This is a genomic window from Streptomyces misionensis (assembly GCF_900104815.1).
In the GTDB taxonomy this organism is placed as follows: Bacteria; Actinomycetota; Actinomycetes; order Streptomycetales; family Streptomycetaceae; genus Streptomyces; species Streptomyces misionensis.
In genome coordinates, this window is sequence record NZ_FNTD01000001.1 from 1 (window position 1) to 15,918 (window position 15,918).

General features: G+C 71.7%; 15 protein-coding genes. 6 read left to right on the plus strand and 9 right to left on the minus strand.

The features are described from left to right. Window positions 1-938: 938 nt before the first annotated feature. The 5 genes from BLW85_RS38140 to BLW85_RS00030 form a co-directional block, all read right to left on the minus strand. Complete coding sequence (locus BLW85_RS38140) at window positions 939-2,300, minus strand: hypothetical protein (RefSeq protein WP_074989898.1); 1,362 nt, start codon at window positions 2,298-2,300, stop codon at window positions 939-941. Between the two features lie 188 nt (window positions 2,301-2,488). Beyond that, entirely contained in the window at window positions 2,489-2,659 is a 171-nt protein-coding gene (locus BLW85_RS39055) for a hypothetical protein (RefSeq protein ID WP_167381332.1), read from the minus strand. A gap of 91 nt (window positions 2,660-2,750) precedes the next feature. Beyond that, window positions 2,751-3,050, minus strand: a complete 300-nt coding sequence (locus BLW85_RS00020; RefSeq protein WP_074989899.1) for an HNH endonuclease — start codon at window positions 3,048-3,050, stop codon at window positions 2,751-2,753. Further along, entirely contained in the window at window positions 3,047-4,036 is a 990-nt protein-coding gene (locus BLW85_RS00025; protein WP_143060376.1) for a sigma-70 RNA polymerase sigma factor region 4 domain-containing protein, read from the minus strand. Before BLW85_RS00025 ends, BLW85_RS00020 begins: the two co-directional genes overlap by 4 nt. Continuing rightward, a complete protein-coding gene (locus tag BLW85_RS00030) occupies window positions 4,033-5,352 on the minus strand; it encodes a sigma-70 family RNA polymerase sigma factor (RefSeq protein ID WP_143060377.1) in 1,320 nt (439 codons plus the stop codon). Before BLW85_RS00030 ends, BLW85_RS00025 begins: the two co-directional genes overlap by 4 nt. 338 nt (window positions 5,353-5,690) lie before the next feature. Here BLW85_RS00030 and BLW85_RS00035 point away from each other — a divergent pair, with 338 nt between their 5' ends. The 4 genes from BLW85_RS00035 to BLW85_RS00050 all read left to right on the plus strand — a co-directional run bounded on the left by BLW85_RS00035 (window position 5,691) and on the right by BLW85_RS00050 (window position 9,478). Further along, window positions 5,691-6,428 (plus strand): GntR family transcriptional regulator, encoded by a 738-nt coding sequence (locus tag BLW85_RS00035; RefSeq protein WP_074989902.1) that lies wholly within the window; start codon window positions 5,691-5,693, stop codon window positions 6,426-6,428. Window positions 6,429-6,827: 399 nt separating this feature from the next. Then, a complete protein-coding gene (locus tag BLW85_RS00040) occupies window positions 6,828-7,736 on the plus strand; it encodes a hypothetical protein (RefSeq protein WP_074989903.1) in 909 nt (302 codons plus the stop codon). Then, window positions 7,733-9,112, plus strand: a complete 1,380-nt coding sequence (locus tag BLW85_RS00045; RefSeq protein ID WP_074989904.1) for an AAA family ATPase — start codon at window positions 7,733-7,735, stop codon at window positions 9,110-9,112. The genes BLW85_RS00040 and BLW85_RS00045 overlap by 4 nt, the downstream gene beginning before the upstream one ends. A 117-nt stretch (window positions 9,113-9,229) precedes the next feature. Continuing rightward, a complete protein-coding gene (locus BLW85_RS00050) occupies window positions 9,230-9,478 on the plus strand; it encodes a hypothetical protein (protein ID WP_074989905.1) in 249 nt (82 codons plus the stop codon). A gap of 1,110 nt (window positions 9,479-10,588) precedes the next feature. On the opposite strand, the gene BLW85_RS00055 is transcribed toward BLW85_RS00050, so the two are convergent. Beyond that, window positions 10,589-10,804, minus strand: coding sequence for a hypothetical protein (locus tag BLW85_RS00055; RefSeq protein WP_074989906.1), 216 nt, complete (start codon window positions 10,802-10,804; stop codon window positions 10,589-10,591). A 470-nt stretch (window positions 10,805-11,274) separates the two neighbouring features. Here BLW85_RS00055 and BLW85_RS38705 point away from each other — a divergent pair, with 470 nt between their 5' ends. Continuing rightward, the gene (locus BLW85_RS38705) at window positions 11,275-11,463 is read left to right on the plus strand and encodes a hypothetical protein (protein ID WP_143060378.1); all 189 of its coding nucleotides are present in this window, start codon (window positions 11,275-11,277) and stop codon (window positions 11,461-11,463) included. A 356-nt stretch (window positions 11,464-11,819) separates the two neighbouring features. Here BLW85_RS38705 and BLW85_RS00060 read toward each other — a convergent pair whose 3' ends face one another. The 3 genes from BLW85_RS00060 to BLW85_RS39060 all read right to left on the minus strand — a co-directional run bounded on the left by BLW85_RS00060 (window position 11,820) and on the right by BLW85_RS39060 (window position 13,970). Further along, window positions 11,820-12,683 carry a hypothetical protein gene (locus tag BLW85_RS00060; protein WP_074989907.1) on the minus strand — a complete coding sequence of 288 codons (864 nt, stop codon included), beginning with the start codon at window positions 12,681-12,683 and terminating at the stop codon, window positions 11,820-11,822. After that, the gene (locus BLW85_RS00065) at window positions 12,683-13,450 is read right to left on the minus strand and encodes a ParA family protein (protein WP_208624797.1); all 768 of its coding nucleotides are present in this window, start codon (window positions 13,448-13,450) and stop codon (window positions 12,683-12,685) included. Before BLW85_RS00065 ends, BLW85_RS00060 begins: the two co-directional genes overlap by 1 nt. A 364-nt stretch (window positions 13,451-13,814) precedes the next feature. Beyond that, on the minus strand, window positions 13,815-13,970 hold the full coding sequence (locus tag BLW85_RS39060) for a hypothetical protein (RefSeq protein ID WP_167381333.1): 156 nt from the start codon (window positions 13,968-13,970) through the stop codon (window positions 13,815-13,817). A gap of 568 nt (window positions 13,971-14,538) precedes the next feature. On the opposite strand from BLW85_RS39060, the gene BLW85_RS00070 reads away from it, so the two are divergent. Continuing rightward, on the plus strand, window positions 14,539-14,967 hold the full coding sequence (locus BLW85_RS00070) for a helix-turn-helix domain-containing protein (protein WP_074989909.1): 429 nt from the start codon (window positions 14,539-14,541) through the stop codon (window positions 14,965-14,967). Window positions 14,968-15,918 lie beyond the last annotated feature (951 nt).

The following is a 15,918-nucleotide window of genomic DNA, read 5'->3' on the forward strand; positions in this document are numbered from 1 at the left end:
TTCGCACGGGCTGATGACGGAGTGTTACCGCCCGCCCTGCGGGCGGGCGTTCGGCCGCTGCGGCGGCCGGGCCCTCTGCGCTGCGCTCCGAGGGCGGGCCCCGGGCCTGCGTCCCGGGGCGGCACGGTCCGCTGCGCTCCCCGTGCGAATGCTGCGCTCCGCGCAGCAGGCTGGCAGCAGGGGCGGGGTGGGTCTCTCGCGCGTGGGGGCGCGTCTGGGCGTGTGGGCGTGTGGGCGTGTGGGCGTGTGGGCGCCTAGGCGTTGGGCGGCCCCTTAGGCGCCCGGGACCCCTCCGTTGGACTCCGGGCGCCGGGCCCGGCTGACAGGCCACCAGACGGACACACAGCCCCTCTCCCGGGGCGAGTTGGCCGCCCCACCGTCCCTGCGTCGTGCCACACCCCGCGCGAGGCCCGCGCCGCGGACCCGGTCAGCCGCGCCGGCCAACCGAGCCTCGACTACGCAGGGTTGATGCAGCATGTGCTGTTGGCAGATCCAGGCCACCCCCGTGCATCATTTTTCGAGCTGGGTAGAGTCTGGAACTACGGCCCACCACCCCCCGGGGCGTTAACGGGCTCCGTCAACACCACGGTGCGGGTCCGGCGCAGCGCTGCACGATCCTCTCCGGACCGCGCGGACGCGGAGCTTGGACCGGGACGCGCACCGCTCTGAACTGGACGTACACCCGTCATGGGCCGTGGCCCAGGCCGTGTTGCACACCCTCCCGGCAGACTCGCCGAGCCACCCCGCACGGGAGACCCCACACTCATGAGACGGGTCGAGGACGACCCCACCAACCCACACTGACACCCCGTCAGCCGTCCCAGAGAAATACCATCGGTCGCCCCTAACACCGTTGACAGCCTCCCAGGAATCCGACCGTAAACACGAAACACCCCCGGACGGATAACCGTCCCGGGGGTGTTTCACGGCTCCGCGAATTACGCAGCCCGCTCCCGCTCCTTCTTCCGACGATTAACAACGGTGGCGCTGCGTCCGGCGAATTCGCCAACGCGGCGCTGGGTCCACCCCTGGGTCAGCCCGTAGTCAATGCGGGCGGTCACCTGGGCATCGGTGAGCAGCTCGGGCGCACGGCCGGGGGCGCAGTCGGCAGGGAGGCCGGGCAGATCCCAGTCCTTGACGGGCCCGGAGGGCGCCGCGGGCTGCGGGGCGGGCCGTTCCCAAATTTGGGAATCGGCGGTCGCCGCCGGGGCGGGCTTGTCCTCCTGGTCCTCGATGCGGGCGGTGACGCGGCCGGGGGCGGTGGCCTGCGCGGCGGCCACGGACAGCGTGGCGTCCTTGCGGGGCGCGGCCGGGGCCTGCGGGGTGGCGTGGAGCGCCTGAACGGCCTGTGCGGCCTTGTCGGCTGCTGTCGCGTCCAGGTCGGCCTTGGGCGCGACAGGGTGGCCGTTCGCGGCTTCAGTGCGGGGCTGCGGGGCCGGGACCCCCGTGCGAGGCGCGGACGCGACAGGCGCGGCAGGTACACGTACCGGTGCGGCCGGCGCGGGCGCGACCGGGTGCTGCGGGGCGGGGCTGGCACCTGACGCGGGAGCCGGGTGCGGCGTGGCGGGTGCGGGCCGGTGCAGGGTGAGGCGCTTCTCCTCCAGGTCGAGGCGCCGGGCCTGGATCTCGCGGGACGCGCGGGCGGCCTCGCGCTTCTCCTCCAACTCCGCCCGCTTCAGCTCGTCGTCCCATGCCTGCTTGCGCCGCTGCTCCTCTTCCTGGCGCTGCCGCTCGGCCTCGCGGTCGGCGTCCTCCTGTGCCTGGCGGCGCCGGCGCTCCTCCTCCTGCTCCTGGCGGGCGCGCTCGGCGTCGGCCGCGGCGGCTTCCTCCGCCTCGATGTCGTCCAGGCGCCGGGCGAGGCGGCGCCGGTAGACGGGGCCGGCCTCCGCGAGCAGCACGAGGATGCCCGGCGTGATCAGGTGCTGGAACACGCCCGTCCAGTCGTTCTTCTCGGCCGCGCTCCCGATGTTCAGGAACAGGCTCGACGCTCCGGTGAACAGGCGCAGCGCCGCCGCCCACGCTCCGCCGCCCACGTTGTGGCGGGAGGCGATCTCGTCCGCGCGCAGCGACCCGAGGAACGCCAAGTCCACCACCAGGGGCAGCACGAACGCGGTGTCCCGCCAGTCCGGGTCAAGGTGATCGGCCACGTACGGGGTCGCGTTCAGCATCGACCACACGATCATCCCCGCCGCCACGCCCCACGTGACGAACGAGATGAACCGGTCCGCCACCGCCAGTCCCGCCCGCAGCCGCGCCGCCGAGCCGGGCGGCCCGGACTCCTCCAACTTCTTCCTGCCCATGTCTTCCTGACTCTCCGTAGTGTGCGCGCACGGTGCGCGGAAACTGATCGCGCCGGACAAACCGGTACGCGTCGGACTGTGCGCGGGAGGTGTGCGCGGCGCGCACCCGCTCCCTTCTAAGGGCCGGGCGGGGTGCGGGCGTTGCGCACTGTGCGCGTCGCCCGCACCCCGACCACGGTCACGGCGGGTTACTTCTTCTTCGAGGCGCGGAACCCGATCCGCTTCACCGGCTGGTCCGCCGGCGCGGGCTTCGAGCGCGTGGTGCGCGGCGGCTGGCCCACCGCGCGGGGCTCACCGGCCTTGCGCGGCACGGTGACGTAGGGCGGGTACTCGACGCCGGGCTTCTTCTTCGCGAACACGGGGACGTCCTTCCTGGGCCGGGCCGTGTGCCCGGCTCCCCGCCCGGCCCCGGCCGCCTGGTGGTGGCGGGCGGGGGCGGACAGGCAGCCGTCACACCGCGCGGGTGGGGACCAGGCCGGGGCGGAACTGGCCGGGCGCCGGGCGCAGCAGCGCCTGCGGAAGCTGGTCGGACTTGGCCTCGTTGCAGGGCTGGCAGGCGAGCACCAGGGCGGCCTGCGCCCATGTGTGGACCAGGGATCGCGGGATCAGGTGATCGACCGTGGCGCCCTCAAGTCCGGGCCCGAACGGCGTGGCGCAGTAGAAGCACTGCGCGCCGTCCCGGGCCGCGAGGCGCGCCTTCAACAGACGCCGACGCTTCGAGCACGGCTTGCGGTCGGGGTTGTTGCTCACGACTCCACCCCCGCCACCAGCACGGCGCAGCCGGAGACCACCGAGAGCACGCGTCCGCGCGGGACGCCCAGGCGCTCGGAGATCTGAGGGCCGGTCAACCCGTCGACCAAGTGCAGCAGCAGAGCCTGGCGCGGGAAGTCGTCCAGGCGCAGCAGCAGCTGCCGCTGCGCCCAGCTCACGCGGTGCAGCGCCGCGCGCTCCCAGTCCTCAAGTTCATGCATCGGCGTGCGCGGGCCCGACAACTCGGGGTTGTCGATCAGCAGCAGCAGCACCGCCCGGGCCACCAGCTTCTCCAGCTTGCCGACCGCCCCCGTCTCCACCAGCAGCTCACGCGCCCTGTCCACCGGCACCGCGTAGGCCAGGGTCAGCAGCGCCTCGCGCTCCGCCTCCGGCAGCGCCGCCACCATCTGCGCCATCGGGCCCGTAAGCGCTCCGAGCTGGCAGCGCTCGGACAGCGTCTCCTCCAGCAGCGGACACAGCACGGCGCACGTCTGCTTGTCGTCCCAATCGACGGCCGTCTCGTACGAGGCGGACCGCTTGTAGTGCGCCAGGATCCGGTCCTTCACCCGCCGCCACAGCATCCACCGCGTCTCGTCAGCCGAGTACCGGCTCCCCGCGTCCGGCGCCAGCAAGTCCTTCGCACCCGTCCGCGCGATCTCCACCCACGCGTCCTGCGCGATCTCCTCCGCGAGGTGCACCACCACCCCGGCCGGGGTTCCGCGGTTCATCAGCTTGCGCCGCGCGTAGTGCACCAGGCCCTCGCCGTACTCCGCGTACAGCTCGCCCAGTCGCACCGACGCCCTCGGCTCCAGCCGGACGTCCTCGCCCCGGCCCAACCGCCGGCCACCCGGCCCGTTCCCCCGGATCGCCTCACCCCGCAGCCTGCGCTGCGCCTTCAAGCTCAGCTGCTTCTCCGGCGCCTGCGCTGTCTGTCCTGACTGCCGCACTACCTGCCGGACGGCCACCGCACCTACCTGCGCGCTCATGCCTGCACCGCCGCGTGCAGCCGGGCGCAGCCCTCACGCCACAGGGCGCGGATGTAGGAGTCGCTCTTGAGTCCGAGCCGGGCGGCGACCTCGGCCGTCGGCACGCCCTGCGCGCGCAGCGCCACCACGGCCCGGTGCAGCTCCGGCAGCCGGTCCGCCACCGCCTCCCAGCCCTCCGGCGGCTCCGACACGGCGGGCCGCTTCGGCAGCTCGGCGTCCCGCCCGGCGGCGCGCAGCGCCTCCACCAGGCGGCGCACCGACTGCGCGGTCACGTTCGAGACCGTGACTGGGCTCCGGCCGACCCGGGCCGCGATTTGCGAGTTCGTCAGCCCTTCGGCCCGCAGCCGCACGATCGCCCGCCAGACCTCCGGCAGCACGTCCACGACCGTCTCCCACCCGTCCGGGAAGGGATCGCTCTTCACCGGCACGGCCACCTCGCCGCCCGACGCGACCGGCCGTAACTGCGCGATCGCCCGCTTCAGCCGCTTGGTGACCGCGCACTGCGACAGCTCCAGCCGGGCGCCGATGGCCCGGTAGGACATGGCCAGCTCGAACCGCAGGTGCACGATCTCCCGGAGCTTCGGCTCCAGCAGTTCCAGCGCCTCCTGCCAATGCGCGGGCAGCTCCCCCGCCACGGGCTCCGCCGGCACCGCCGCGGGCGCCCGGTGCGCCGTCCGCTCCAGCGCCGCATCCGCCGAGTCGTCCCCGTCCGCGACCCGGACCAGGCGCTCGTCGCGGTTGCTCCTCAGCCGGAAGTGACGGGCGATCATCCACTTCGCCCGACCCGCGAGGATCCCGAACGCGTCCTGCGGCTCCACCTCGCGCAGCAGCTCCAGACCGCCCGGCCGCGACACGCCCAGCCAGACCTCCTGCGCCAGGTCCTCCGCCAGAGGCCCGTCACCGAACCGGTCCAGCCGCAGCCACACGTAGCGCACCAGCCGCTTCGCGTGCAGCGCGAACAACTCCCCGACCAGCACCGCGTCCTGCGCCGACAGCGGCTCATCGGCCACCGCCCGCAGGGAAACCCGCACCGGCTCGGTGTACGACGACGTCAGCAACGCGTTCTCCGGCACCCCCGCCGTCACCGCCGGCCGCACCCGGTCCCGCTCCGCCCGCGACCGCTCCCCCGAACGATCCCGAACCCGAACCCGCTCCTGCGGCTCCGGCTCCGGCTCGAAACCCCGGGCGTCGTCCTCCTGCTCCTGGCGCTCGATCTCCTCCGCCAGCCCAGCGCTGACCGCTACGTCAGCCCGCTCCCCCACATCCGCGCGTCCCGCTACCTGCGGGATCACCGGCCGCTCAGCGACAATCGACATACGTCGGCCCTCACACCTAGTCCGTGGATCGGTCCGACAGCGGTCGAGGCGCTCCAACGCCTTGACCACCGCCCAAAGGCCCCTGACGTGCATCAACGCCGAGGGCCACCAGCCCGGCCGGTGCTCCAACACCGGCCGGGCACCTGCGTTTATGCAGGTCAGCGCGTCGTAAGCGACAGGCCGAAGCAAGGTACGAATCGACTGCCGCTAGGTACTTCGTGTACCTTCCCGACGCCATGAAGGTACATGTAGCACCGCCATGGGTCAAGCGTTGTACCTTGAGCGAAGATTGATGTACCTTCGTGGGGCAGGACCGACCCGGCAAACCTGGAGGAGTCATGGCATACAAGTCGCCAGGGAAGGGGTACGCCGACGTGGCGAATCACTTCCGAGCGCTGATCAAGAGCGGGGAGCTCGCTCCAGGCGACGCGCTTCCCTCTGTGGCGGAGATCCGAGATCAGTTCGACGTGGCGGCGAAGACCGTCAGCCGCGCGTTGGGCGTGCTCAAGGGCGAGGGCCTGGTGACGTCGCGGGGCTCGCTCGGGACTGTGGTGGCCAAGTCTCCGCTCGTGATCACGGGAGCGGACCGTCTCGACCGCATGGCCAGGAACGGGCTCCGATACGCACCCGGGGAAACTTCCTCGGGGCACAAGGTGATGCGCAGGTCGGTCCACGACGCGGACGTGTGCAGGGCGCTGGACCTGGAGCCCGGAGACGAGGCCGTCATCCGCATCCGCGTCTTCCGCCAGGACGGCCGGCCTACCTCGGTCGGGGTCTCCGTCTACCCGCCGCACACGGTGAGCGAGGTGCCCGAGCTGGCGGACGACGCCCGAATGACCCGGCAGTTCGACGCTCTGTACACCGAGCGGACCGGCCGCGAGGTAGTAAAGGGACAGCGCACCGCGCACGCTCGGCAGGCGTCACAAGACGAGTTGGATGCACTGGAGATTGACGCTCCTCCGCATACCGCAGTTGCCGTCCTAGTGACCACGGTCGTCTTCCATGACGATGAACACGCCCTGGGTTACTGGGAAGACGTGTACGCGCCCGGAGCGCATGTACCAATTTCCAGTTAACAGAAATCGCGTAAATCTAAACGCAAGGAATTTCGCTCCCTCTGTTTCAGCGGGATCACTCCTTGCAAGCAGGTTCCGCGTTTCTCTGGGTCGCTAAGCAGAGGATCCACATCGGCTTATGCGGTCGCCCAGTAAACCACCAAAGGCACAACGCCAGTAGAGAAAAGATCAACAGGCTCGATCCTCTGTCCACAGAGGGAGGACGGCAGGATGGGCCGCACAACGCAACAGGCCCCGCTTAGGGGCGGGGCCTGACGCTCCACTCCCGGGAGGCGACCCGGGGGCGGAGGAAGCACTACGACTCCCTGCAAGGAGGTGCGCTCCCTTGAGCGTACGACGCACGGCCCGCACAGCACCACATGGACAGGCTCCGACCCTGGTCACACCGGGGGTTGCCCAGTGATCCAGCACATGAACCTGGTGTTCCAGGCGGAGGGACTGAGTGTGGGTGAGGGCGCGTTCCTGATGGCGTGCTGCAACCACACCGACGCCAAGGGATACGTGATCGCGCACATGCAGCAGATCGCGGACGAGGCGCACATGTCCCTCAGGTCCGCGCGGGACCAGCGGGCCAAGCTGGAGAAGCGCCGGCTACTCAAGGCCGGGGAGCGCTTCAGCCCGAAGAACGGGGCGCAGCTCGCCAACCTGTTCCGGGTCAACCTGGACTTGCTGGCCAGCATGAAGCGTGCGCGCACCGACTATGGGCCGTCCCTCGTGGAGGAACTGACCTTCAACGAGGCGCCTGAGGAAAACCCCAGCTCAGACCCCCCGGCGAAATCTGCCGCCCCCCCGTCGCCCCCCCCGGCAGATCTCGCACCCCCCCCGGCAGATCTCGCACCCCCCCCGGCAGATCTCGCAGGGGCAGGGGGTGCGAAATCTGCCCCCCTTCTCCTTCCTTCCTCTTCTCCCTCTTCTCCCGCCGGGGTCCCGACAGCCACTGTTGTCACACCGGCCCCGGAGCCTCAGGGGGGAGAGAGAGAGGCGGCTGCGCCGGAGGTGTCGGGAGCTGATGTGGTCGTGGACGCCTACGTCCGGGCGCTGGGTCGTCCGCTGGTGAACGGTTCGCGGGAGCGGCTGCGGAGCCAGGCCGTGCAGCTGCTTGCGGCGGGCTACCCGCTGGCGTGGCTGGCAGCGCGGGCGGCGGAGATGCCGGCGAATGGCTGGTTGGACCTGGTGAAGCACGCGGAGGCGTCGCGGGTGCCGCTGCCGGGGCAGGCCGGTCCTGCGGGCGCTGATGGTGCGGGTGGCGCGACGCCGGAGCAGGTGGCGGCGCTGCGGGCGCAGGTCATGAAGGGGGCGATGATGTGAGCGGCTTCGAGGACCAGGACGAGCGGCAGGCGCGGGAGCTGGAGGCGGCCGAGGCGGTGCTGGGTGCGCTGCTGACGCCGGGAGATGCGGCGGATGCGGCGTTCATGGAGCTGGTGGAGGTGGTGGAGGCCGCCGACTTCCGCGAGCCCCGCCACCAGCTGCTGTTCGAGGTGGCGTGCGCGATGCGCACCCGGCGCGAGCCGTGTGACCCGATCACGATGACGGCGGAGCTGACCGGGCGCGGGCTGCTGGAGAAGGCTGGCGGCCGGGCCTACCTGCACCACCTGGTGCAGGCGGTGCCGACCGTCTACGCGGCGGTCGAGTACGCGAACGTCGTGCGGGACGCGGCGCTGCTGCGGCGGGTGGAGTCCGCCGGCATTGCCGCGGTGGCGGCCGCGCGCTCCGGCGCCGGGGAGGCGGCCGATATCGCCGAGCGGGCGGTCGAGGAGATGCGTGCGGCCCGGGACCGGGGACTCGCCGCGACGGACGCGCCGCTGCTGGACTTGGGCACGTTCCTGGCCGAGACGCCTGCGGAGCCGGATTGGGTGCTGCCCGGGGTGCTGGCCCGCTGGGACCGGCTGATCGTCACGGGTGGCGAGGGCGGCGGCAAGTCGCTGCTGCTGCGGCAGATGCTGCTGCGCGCGGCGGCCGGGCTGCACCCGTGGAAGAAGGCCCGCATCGCGCCGGTGCGCTGCATGCTCATCGACGCCGAGAACAGCCGGGACCAGGCGCGGCCGTGGATCGAGCAGATGGCCCGGGCCGCCGAAGCCGAGGGCGCGCCGATCGATCCGCGGCTGGTCACGCTGGAGTTCCTGAACGAGCGCGGCCTCGACCTGGCGCGGCCGGCGGACCGGGCCTACCTCGCCCGCCGGATCGAGCGCGCGAAGCCGGACCTGATCGTGATCGGCCCGCTGTACAAGCTCACGCTGACCGGCAACCCGAACGACGAGGAGACCGCCCGGGTGCTCATGTCCGGGCTGGAGATGCTGCGCACGGTCTCCGGCGGCGCGGCGATGCTCATCGAGGCGCACTCCCCGCATGCCGCGCCCGGCGCCAAGCGCCGCGACCTGCGCCCGATCGGCTCCAGCCTGTGGCTGCGCTGGCCGGAGTACGGCTTCGGCCTGTCCCCGGCGGCCGAACTCGGCGCCGAGGAACTGCGGCTGGTGGACTGGGTGCCGTGGCGCGGGGCCCGGTCGGAGCGGACGTGGCCCGAGCAGTTCTGCGGCGGCCACCCGTGGCCGTGGGTGGCCATCCAGCACGCGGGTAACGAGCCGATCCCGGTCGTCACGCTGACCGCTGAGGAAGCCGAGACGGCAGGCCTGATCCCGGAGCAAGGCTTCTGGGACGACCAGCAGATCGGCTACGCAGCCCAGTAGCGGGCTACACGCCGTCTCCCGTATTTCCGCCCCGCCCGGGTGCCTTCGGGCGGGGCGGTTCGTGTCCGCGCTGGGATCGGGCGTACAACGCCTCAGCAGGGCGGGTAGACAGGCGGCATGACGAAGCCGAAGCCCCACGCACTGACCGTGGGCATGCTGCGAGAGATGCTGGCTGACCCCGCGATTGAAGACGCCACGCCCGTGGTGATCCACGCCGAGATCCTGGACGGCGAGTACGTGTCGGTGCTGCGCCTGGAGTCAGTCGGTACCGATTGGGGAGTCCAGGACGGAGTGCGCCAGGTGGTGCTCACTGCCGGACTCGGTGATGGCGAGACGATGCGCAAACCGCCGCTGTCCAGCTTCTGATGGCAGGGCGTCGGCGTTCGGGGCGCAGCGGCGGGCGGGTGAATGCGTCGGGGAACCGGTTGTGCGTCGTTCTCCGGCTCTCTCGCCCCGCCCGGGTCTCTCTGGGCGGGGCGGCGTCTGTTCGGCCGTCAGATCGCCGTATAGCGCTTCCGGTTGGTTGTCGGTGTCACGGTCCGGGGCGCGGCAGGACCGGACTTGCGGTGCTTGGGCCGGGGCGTGTCACCGTGGCGGTGGCCCGCTGAACCGGCCGTCTGCTGATTGGCGGGCGGTGCCGATCAGCAGACGGCGGCGGAACCGATCCTGACGTGCGCGGGCCAATGAATCCAATCGGCGGCGCACCCCCCGGGGTCTGGGGCTCTGGCGGGCGTTTCCGGGCCCGGGGCCGGGGGGTTGCTGATTGGCTTGTCTGGCTTGTCATGCCTGGTGGCGTCCTGGAGCGCGTCTTGGCGCCGGCACATCAGCGCCAAGACGCGCTCCAGGACACCGGCACGTCGCGGACAGGCCGCGCCAGGTGCCGGACAGGACACTGCCAGTTGGCGCCAGGTCCTGGTTGTCATCACCGTCATCATCACCGGGCCCGAACGGCCTCGCGGGCGCGAGAACTACGCGTACGCGTACGCGTGGTTGGCCGCCGCGGCGACCGTCACCGCGCGGGAAGTCCGGGCCTGTCCGCAACGTCCGCGCGCCCGGCCGCGGCTGCCCGCGCGCCGGCGCCGGGGTGCGCCCGCCCGGCTGCGCCCGCCTGTCCGGGTACGCGGGCGTCCGCGCGCCCCTGTCCGCCCGTACGAGAGGCGTTGGGCGGGCTCGGCGGCCGGGAGTCCGGCCCGGTGCCGGAAGGCGCTCCAGGGGGCCGTGGAAGGCCGTGGCGGGCCTCGCGCGCGTTAAAGCGTGCACACGTGCGCGGGCACACGCGTGCACACGAGACGGGACGGACGATCGGGACCGACCGGGGAAGCCGGGCCGGGCACGGCGAGGGCGGGCTGCGGAGCGCCGCCGACGGCTCATCGAGGGGCCCAACGCGTGCCGCGCGTGACGCGGGTCGGGCGTGCCGCCTGCGCGCGATTACGCGCACGTACGCGTGAGGACCCGGGCCGGTCCCGGCGGCGGTGGTCACCGCACGGTGTCACCGTGCCCGTCACCGCCCGGCGCGGCGGGGCCGGCACCGAGCATCCGGCGCCCGGCCGTCGGGCGCGGCTTCGGCTCGGCGGCCGGGACGGCTTCGAGGCGTTCGGCGGCGAGCTGCGCGCGCGGCGCCGGTTCGGTGTCTCGCGTACGGGACAGGTCGGCGCGGTCGGGTCCGGTGCCCAGCGGGCGGCGGTCGGTCATCGCCCGATCATCGCGCGCGGTGGTTACTCCTTCCTTCCTCCCGACCGGGGAGCGGCCGGTGAGACGGCTCATGAGGGCCGGTCGCGGCACTCTCGGCCGGGTCGGGAAGTAGTAAGTAACCACCCTGTGTGACGCGTCGGAGTTCTTCTTCACCGCCCCGGCCGGTTGCTCCGGGCGGCTCCAAGGCGCGCGCGTGTCGCGCGCGCACGAGGCGGTGAACTTCCGGACTGGCCGCGCTGCCCGCGTCCGGGACTGACCGCCTCGCGATTTTCCTCGCGCCGGACCGTCACATGTGGCTGCCTGCGCCCCATAACTCCTTCGTAGGGCAGGGCTTGCGGGGCTTGCCCCCGCTCCCCGCACTCTGGCGCCGCCCTGTCCGGGGGCCTGCCCGGGACGTAAGGGCTGGGGAGTGTCCACGCTCCGCCATCCATCCGCTGCACCACCGTGTGCACTGACCCTCTGGGGGACTCGTGTCTGTCGTCACGATGCTCGTGCTGTTCGTCGCGCTGCTCCTGGTCGTCGTCGGCCTGGCCGTGGTCGTCGGTCTGGCCGTGGTCGTTCACCGCCGTCCGGCACTCGGGGCGCCGGTCGGTGTCGCCATCGCCGCCGCCGGCGTCCTCGTGGGGGGTGTGGTCGGCATCGTCCAGGCCGTGTCGTGACCGGGGCGGCCCGGCCCAGTCGGGCGCCAGGACCCGGCGGAACCGGGCCGGTACCGCCCGGGGGAACGCCCCAGGGAAGTAGTCGGCGCGCCGAACCGTTCGGAATCGCGCGGCTGAGCTGGCGTTTTGCCGGGCTCCGGGGCGACGCCCGGTGCGACCCGGGGCGCGACCTAGGGCAGGACCCAGGGCGCGACTTAGGACGCGACCCAGGACGCGACCCAGGACGCGACCTGCGAGTCAGTCCTGTCCGGCAGGAACTCGACGCCGGCGGCGAAGTGGTGCGGAGTGAGAGCCCCCCGACCATCCCCGTGATGGGGCCGGTCAGGGGGCGATCAAGAGGGCCCGGGTCGCTGCCGCTAGTCGTCCGTCGGCGTTCCGCCTGGCGTCGGCCGGGTGAGGAGATCCTGTTCCAGGCGGGCGAGGTCGCTCTGCGCCTGGCGGCACAGCGCCAGGGCCCGTTGCGGGTCACTGGCGGCGAGCCGCTGAAGCTTCTTCAGCCGCAGGACATCGGACGGCTCCAGCTCCGGCTGGGGCTTCACCTCCTCCAGCGGCTCGGGCTCCGGGGCGATGGCGTAGCCGCACTCGACTGCTGCCGCGCGCAGCCCGCGCTCGGTCAAGTCCCCGGCGGCTTCCGCCTTGCGCCAGCACCGGCGGACCGCCTCGTCGCCGTGCTCGCGCTGGACGGCGACGAGCGGGCGCAGCGGCTGCTCCTTGAGTTGGCGGCGGGTGATGGGCGAGAGGGCTCGTACGACCGGCGCCACTCGGATGATCTTGTTCATGTAGTCGCCGCTGCGCCCGTTGAGCGCGCGGCCCCACTTGTCGAACGTCGAGTAGCCGGCGACCCGGTACAGCTCTTCGTCGCGCACGATCCGGTAGGGCTCGCCCACCCACAGCAGGTATTGCTGGGTGATCCGCTCGGTGGCCAGCTCGGTACGCCGGTCCGCGTCCTGGATAGCCCCCGTGCAGTACGCCAGCCGCTCGGCGGGATCGGTGCTCGTCGGCGGCGAGAACAGGGTGACAGCCGGGAGATCCGGAAGACTATTAGTCTTTTCGTCTTCCTGACGAGATCCGTTGACCTGCGAAGACTCCGCCTGCGGCACGGAAGACCGCGGAGACGGCGCGGAAGACTGCGGCCGGACCGTCTGCCGACGCGGCTCGACCTCCGTGCCCACCGCCGCGTTCGCCAGCTGCTCGGCGATGCTCGTACGGGTCCCCGCCATCACGCCTGCACCGCCTCGGCGTCCGCGCCGGCCTGGACGGGCAGACGCGTCTCCGCGCCCCGCAGGCCGTGCTCGAGCGCGAACCGGTAGAAGTCTTCGCGTGCCTGGAGCTCCACCCGGTTGTTGTTGTACTGGGTGACCACCTTGGTGGCGTTGGTGTGCACGCGGTACCGGCGGATCACCGTCTGTGCCACCGGATAGCCGTGCTTCTCACACCAGCCGCGGGTGCCCTCCACGTAGGCGATGCCTTCGGCCGGCGCCCAGTTGTTGATGACCACCTGGAACGGGACACCGAGCGGCTTGAGCACCCACTCGATCGTCTGCCACGTCGCCTCGTAGCAGTCCACCTCGGTCATCATCGGCACGATGACGTCGTCCGCCTGGTCCAGCAACGCCCGCAGGATCCGCCCGTACTTGTCCTCCCCCAGCGGATCCCTGCCGCTGGTCGGATCGATCTCGGCCCAGCCCGGGGTGTCCACGAAGACGTGCGCGTACGGCAGCCGCTTCAGCAGCGCGATGTTCTCGACGTCGTCCGAGATGTCGAGGATGTCGAACGGCTGCTCAGCCAGCCGCGCCGCCCGCCACAGCGCCGTCCCCTGCGGGTCCGCCGACGCCACCGCCACATGCGGCTGCCCGTCCGGCCGCGGCCCCCGCACATCCGCGCAGACCGCCCCCATGTTCAGGCTGATCAACGACTTGCCGACACCGCCCTTGCGGTTCATCACGACATGGATCTTCGCCACGCCCAGGACCTCCGTTCGCTTCACCGCCCCCATGAGCGGCTACTTCGGGTCCGGACAGTCTGTCAGGCAGCCCCGTCTGTACCTTGTATGGCCATCTGATCTCCTACATCCCGTCCACCCGGACGGCCCCGAGGCGCTCCCCCGCGCCTAGTCAGCGGGCCTACATATCGGCATCAACGCCATCTGCCTGTAGGTCAGGATGTAGGGAACCGAGTACGATCGGGGTGCGAGTGTAGACACAGCGTCTACGTAATGAAGGGCCCCTTCACCGGGCTGCCACCCAGGTCAGAGGCCCTTCTTCGCGATACAGCAGGAGCCCCGGTCGCGCACCAGTCGACCGGGTTTCTTGTTTCCCCGATCATTGCGACCTCGCTCACGCCGCTCCCTGCTAGGAGCAGCGCTGAATCACGATCTTGGCGAGTACCGCCAGCACCGGTGACCAGTCGAGCAGGATCTGCCAGAGCCTCTGCTGCCGTTCCCGGCGCCGCTCGGCGGCTTCCTTCTCGTCTTCGTCGTCCGATGAAGCGGGTGTCTCACCAATCATCTGGTCCTCCGCGATGTCCAGTAGGTGCCCGATTGCCGGATGGCTGACCGGGCCTCCACTACGAGGGACCTCTCGACCATCCTCGTGGTGGAGCTCGAGCGGACCTCTGCGGAAGACCAGGAGCAAGCATAAGGCGCACTCCTTGGCGGACACCCCCCCAACAACGTCAACTAAGCCTGTGAGCTGCGCTTTTGGTGCCAAAGTAATGTGCGCGCATTGACAAACCGTTATGTGGCCTGCGTCACAAAGCTCGAGAGGCTGAGGGCTGAGCGGAAGTAACTCCCCAGAGAGCCCTTGTCGTTGACCGTGCGTGGCCGAATCCGTGGCGGCGTCGCCCTCACCGCCGCCGTCGCCCTCGGCGCCGCGACCCGCGGTCGGCCCGATACGCCGGTCCGCGTCCTGGATGGCGCTCGTGCGGTACACCAGCCAGGGCGGGAAGGAGCGGCGGGCACGGGGACGCCTCGGGGGTCGGGCGCCCGGATCCTTTTCTCGCGCGGGTCGGCGGGGCCGCGCGCGGCCGGGGCCAGACACCCCGGCACCAGGACACGGGTCTGGTCGTTCACCGTGCATGGCCGACCCCGTGATCGTCACCGTGCAGTACACCCCGCCCGGCGCCGCCGACAGCCTCCGCCTGGAGCTGCATGCCGAACCCGGTGCCCGCCTCACCCTCCAGCTCGGCGCTCGCACCACGCCGGCCTCCGTCCCCACCCAGCCCCAGCCCACCGACTGGGAAGACCTGTCCGGCCGCCCCAAGCCCCCCGCTTCTCCCGACTGGGCAGACCTGTCGGGCATTCGAGACTGGGATCTGCCCGGCCTCCCGGCCGAGTGCGCGCCCGGGCGCAGGCCTGAGCTGCTCACCGACTCGCAGGTCACCGCCCGCCTCCGCTACGGCTACGAGCAGGGATGGACGCAACGGCGCATCGGAGCCTTCGCGGGCCGCGCTGCGGGCACCGTGCACAAGTACGTCGAGCGTTTCCGGGCAGAAAGCAAAAAGTGAGGCCGGGGCGTAAATTCGGGTCGGTTGTGGCGCCCTCGGGGCGGTTTTCAGTCCGGGGGTGTTTCGTGTTTACGGTCGGATTCCTGGGAGGCTGTCAACGGTGTTAGGGGCGACCGATGGTATTTCTCTGGGACGGCTGACGGGGTGTCAGTGTGGGTTGGTGGGGTCGTCCTCGACCCGTCTCATGAGTGTGGGGTCTCCCGTGCGGGGTGGCTCGGCGAGTCTGCCGGGAGGGTGTGCAACACGGCCTGGGCCACGGCCCATGACGGGTGTACGTCCAGTTCAGAGCGGTGCGCGTCCCGGTCCAAGCTCCGCGTCCGCGCGGTCCGGAGAGGATCGTGCAGCGCTGCGCCGGACCCGCACCGTGGTGTTGACGGAGCCCGTTAACGCCCCGGGGGGTGGTGGGCCGTAGTTCCAGACTCTACCCAGCTCGAAAAATGATGCACGGGGGTGGCCTGGATCTGCCAACAGCACATGCTGCATCAACCCTGCGTAGTCGAGGCTCGGTTGGCCGGCGCGGCTGACCGGGTCCGCGGCGCGGGCCTCGCGCGGGGTGTGGCACGACGCAGGGACGGTGGGGCGGCCAACTCGCCCCGGGAGAGGGGCTGTGTGTCCGTCTGGTGGCCTGTCAGCCGGGCCCGGCGCCCGGAGTCCAACGGAGGGGTCCCGGGCGCCTAAGGGGCCGCCCAACGCCTAGGCGCCCACACGCCCACACGCCCACACGCCCACACGCCCAGACGCGCCCCCACGCGCGAGAGACCCACCCCGCCCCTGCTGCCAGCCTGCTGCGCGGAGCGCAGCATTCGCACGGGGAGCGCAGCGGACCGTGCCGCCCCGGGACGCAGGCCCGGGGCCCGCCCTCGGAGCGCAGCGCAGAGGGCCCGGCCGCCGCAGCGGCCGAACGCCCGCCCGCAGGGCGGGCGGTAACACTCCGTCATCAGCCCGTGCGAA

Coding starts and splice junctions, on each gene's coding strand:
- BLW85_RS38140 (WP_074989898.1), bottom strand. CDS start 2,300: ATGGGCAGGAAGAAGTTGGAGGAGTCCGGGCCGCCCGGCTCGGCGGCG.
- BLW85_RS00025 (WP_143060376.1), bottom strand. CDS start 4,036: ATGAGCGCGCAGGTAGGTGCGGTGGCCGTCCGGCAGGTAGTGCGGCAG.
- BLW85_RS00030 (WP_143060377.1), bottom strand. CDS start 5,352: ATGTCGATTGTCGCTGAGCGGCCGGTGATCCCGCAGGTAGCGGGACGC.
- BLW85_RS00035 (WP_074989902.1), top strand. CDS start 5,691: ATGGCATACAAGTCGCCAGGGAAGGGGTACGCCGACGTGGCGAATCAC.
- BLW85_RS00050 (WP_074989905.1), top strand. CDS start 9,230: ATGACGAAGCCGAAGCCCCACGCACTGACCGTGGGCATGCTGCGAGAG.
- BLW85_RS00055 (WP_074989906.1), bottom strand. CDS start 10,804: ATGACCGACCGCCGCCCGCTGGGCACCGGACCCGACCGCGCCGACCTG.
- BLW85_RS00060 (WP_074989907.1), bottom strand. CDS start 12,683: ATGGCGGGGACCCGTACGAGCATCGCCGAGCAGCTGGCGAACGCGGCG.
- BLW85_RS39060 (WP_167381333.1), bottom strand. CDS start 13,970: ATGATTGGTGAGACACCCGCTTCATCGGACGACGAAGACGAGAAGGAA.
- BLW85_RS00070 (WP_074989909.1), top strand. CDS start 14,539: ATGGCCGACCCCGTGATCGTCACCGTGCAGTACACCCCGCCCGGCGCC.